The sequence below is a fragment of the Kitasatospora putterlickiae genome (genome assembly GCF_039527695.1).
GTDB lineage: Bacteria > Actinomycetota > Actinomycetes > Streptomycetales > Streptomycetaceae > Kitasatospora > Kitasatospora putterlickiae.
The window spans coordinates 7,718-10,879 of the sequence record NZ_BAAAKJ010000314.1 but is presented as its reverse complement, the minus strand read 5'-3'; the positions used below and the strand labels follow the sequence as shown (position 1 = coordinate 10,879).

General features: G+C 72.7%; 3 protein-coding genes. All 3 read left to right on the top strand.

The genetic code is table 11. The annotated features are described in order from the left end of the window. Positions 1-1,469, top strand: a 1,469-nt coding sequence (locus ABD308_RS29865) for an FAD-binding oxidoreductase (RefSeq protein ID WP_344341699.1), incomplete at its 5' end; no start/stop codon positions are given. A gap of 899 nt (positions 1,470-2,368) precedes the next feature. Next, the gene (locus ABD308_RS29860) at positions 2,369-2,509 is read left to right on the top strand and encodes a hypothetical protein (protein WP_344341696.1); all 141 of its coding nucleotides are present in this window, start codon (positions 2,369-2,371) and stop codon (positions 2,507-2,509) included. Positions 2,510-2,588: 79 nt separating this feature from the next. Next, positions 2,589-3,056 (top strand): VOC family protein, encoded by a 468-nt coding sequence (locus ABD308_RS29855; protein ID WP_344341694.1) that lies wholly within the window; start codon positions 2,589-2,591, stop codon positions 3,054-3,056. Positions 3,057-3,162 lie beyond the last annotated feature (106 nt).

Sequence of the window (3,162 nt, the reverse complement as noted above, 5' to 3'; positions counted from 1 at the left end):
CCGCCCCCCCCCCCCCGGCGACGCCCCCCGCCGGTGCCCCCGCCCGCGCGTTCACCGCTTTCCCGGCCCGCCCCCGTGGCTGGGCGGCGGCGGCCCCCGACTGGCAGGCGCTGCGCGCTCGTCTGGGCAGTCGGCTGGTGCTCCCGGCCGACCTCGGCTACGGGACCGCCCGTCTCGGGTACAACGAGCTGAACGACGGCCGGTTCCCCGCCGCCGTGGCCCGATGCGTGTCGGCCGACGACGTGCGGGCCTGCCTGGACGTGGCGCGCGGGCACGGGATCCCGATCGCGGCCCGGGGCGGTGGCCACGGCTACCTGGGCTACAGCGTCCCCGACCAGGGCCTGGTGATCGACCTGCGCGGGATGGCCGACGTCGTCGTGCACCCGGACGGCACCGCGGAGGTCGGCGCCGGTGCCCGGCTGATCGAGGTGTACGCGGCGCTCGCCCGGGCCGGGCGGCTTCTCCCGGCCGGAAGCTGTCCCACCGTAGGAGTCGCCGGGCTGACCCTCGGCGGCGGGATCGGCGTGCTGGCCCGCAAGTACGGGCTCACCTGCGACCGGCTGAGCGCCGCCGAGGTGGTGACCGCCGACTCATCCCTGCTCACCGCCTCGCCCGTTGAGGAGCCCGACCTGTACTGGGCGCTGCGCGGCGGAGGCGGCGGCAACTTCGGCGTGGTCACGCGGTTCGGCTTCGAGACCGCCCCCGCGCCCGACCTGACCGTCTTCGTGCTCCGCTTTCCGGCCGGCTCGGTGACCGAGGTGCTCGGGGCCTGGCAGGAGTGGGTGGACGGGGCGCCGGACGAGCTGTGGGCCAGCTGTCAGGTCTCGGGTGGCGCCCCGCCCAGCTGCCGGATCGTCGGCTGTTACGTGGGCGGTCCGGGCGGCGCCGACCCCCTGCTCGACCAGTTGGTGCAGGCCGCCGGTACCGCCCCGACCGCGCGCACCGTCTCCCCGAGGGACTACCTCGGCGCCATGAAGTTCATGGCCGGCTGTTCGAACGACACCATCGCCCAGTGCCACCCCGTCTCGGAGGGCGGCAGGCTCCCTCGGGCCGGCTTCGTCGCGGTCTCCCGGATGCTGGGCCCGGTGCCACTGGACCCGGCGAGCGTCACGGAACTGATGGCCGGCCGCACCGGCGTCGACCTGCTGCTCGACTCGCTGGGCGGCGCGATCGGCGAGCTCGCCCCCAGCGCCACCGCCTTCCCGCACCGCGAGTCGCTCGCCAGCGCCCAGGTCTACGCCGGCGCCACCCCGGCGACCGAGGACCGGGCCCGCGCCACCGTGGAGGCGATCCGGGACGGGCTGGCCGACCTCGGCGCGCTCGGCGCCTACGTCAACTACATCGACGCCACACTGCCCCGCTGGGGCCGCGCCTACTACGGCCGGAACCTGCCCCGGCTCAAGGCCGTGGCCCGCCGCTACGACCCTGACGGCGTCTTCTCCTTCCCCCAGTCCGTGGCGACAGCCTGACGCAACGCCGGCCGACACCCGCGACCTCCGCCTCGGCGCCCCAGCCCCTGGTCCGGCTCCGGCCGGCGCCCGCGAAGCGGGTGATCGGCGGATTCCGCCGCCCGCCGGTACTCCGAGTGCCGCATCGCTTGTCACCGACCGGGCCGAGCGAGCCCTCCTCGTCCTCACGAGGAGCCGCCCACGGGACATCGAGACACCGAAAGGGTCCGCGGCCCCGTAGCGACTCACCCGCTGTCGGCACGTCTCCATCACGGCTGAGCGGGTTCGTCCGCACCCGCTGGGCGTTCGCGCCCGCCGGCTCACCTGCGGCGGCTTGGGCCGGTTGCGCCGTCCACCCCGAGCCGCCCCCGCTCCGACGTCTGATCAGGCGGAGCCGGGACCGGCACACCGGGGCCGATCAAGCCGCTCCGGTCGGGTCTCGACGGGACGTTGAGCCGATGTCGACCCGGCATGGGTGTCCAGCGTGGTGCTCTGCCGCTGAAGCAACTCGCGCGGGTTCGGCTGTGGCAGCAGCCGCTGCCATGGCAGCGAGCGGGGCGAGGGTGCGCACAGTGCCTCCTCGGGACGGGGGGACGGGCGCGGTACCCGACCCTCCCGCCAGTCCCGGTCACTGCCGTTGAGCCGTCCGGCTGATTGTCAACGGACACACCCAAATCCCTCTCAGTGGACATTTCGTGTCCTTTCCGGCGGAAAGCCGATCTCCCTGGGTGGTATGACGTATCGTCACCCGTTCGGGTCTGGCGATAGTCTCTGGTATCGACGTGGAGGAGGCTGACCGACCAAGGGCGTCGGAGGCGCCTTCTGCTGACGAAGCGCGCGGCACACCGGGCCGGCGAGGAACTGTCCAGACGCAGACGACGTCACTGTGACTGATGCAGGATGGACGGCGAGGACAGTGAGTGAAGCGGTTCGCGAAAAGCGTGATAGGGCAATTCACCATCGCAGCGACCGCCTGTGTGGCGCTCTTCGCCCTGCTGTGGACGCTCGAGGGCTGGGTGCTGGGTGAGCTCGTCGACGGAATGCCTCCCCTCCAGAAATAGCCCGCCTCCGGAGCGGACCTGTCACCCGGGCGGCCGGGGTCGTCGGGCGGCACGGCCGTGCGCGCCATAGCCTCGGTACATGTCCGACGTCACGTCCGCCACGGCCGGTGATCTCCCCGCACCGGCCGAGGGCCTGCTGCTCACGTACTTCCTCACGGTCGGCGACGTCCCTCGCTCACGGGCGTTCTACGCCGACATCCTGAGCGGGACCGTGGTGTTGGAGGAGAACCCCTGCATCGTCAAGGTCGCCAACAGCTGGATCATTATGAACCCGGGCGGCGGGCCCACCGACGACAAACCCGACGTGGTCCTGCGCACGCCGGAGGATCCCAGCACCGTCTCCAGCTTCCTGAACGTACGAGTTGCGGACATCCGTGACTTCTACACCACGGCGAGCGCCAAAGGGGCCGAGTTCCTCACTCCACCCATCGACCGCCGCGCCGAACTGCGTTGCTACATGCGCGATCCGGACGGATACCTCATCGAGGTGGGCCAGGCCACGGGGATGCTCAGGGGCATCCTGGCGCGGACCGACACGGAGCCCTGACGACAGCTCCTCCTCGGGGCGCCGGCGGCAGGGCGGTCTCGGCGGCCGTGCACCGGATCGACGCCGACGCGGCCGCCGGCGCCGAGGGGCCGCACGCCGAAGCGGA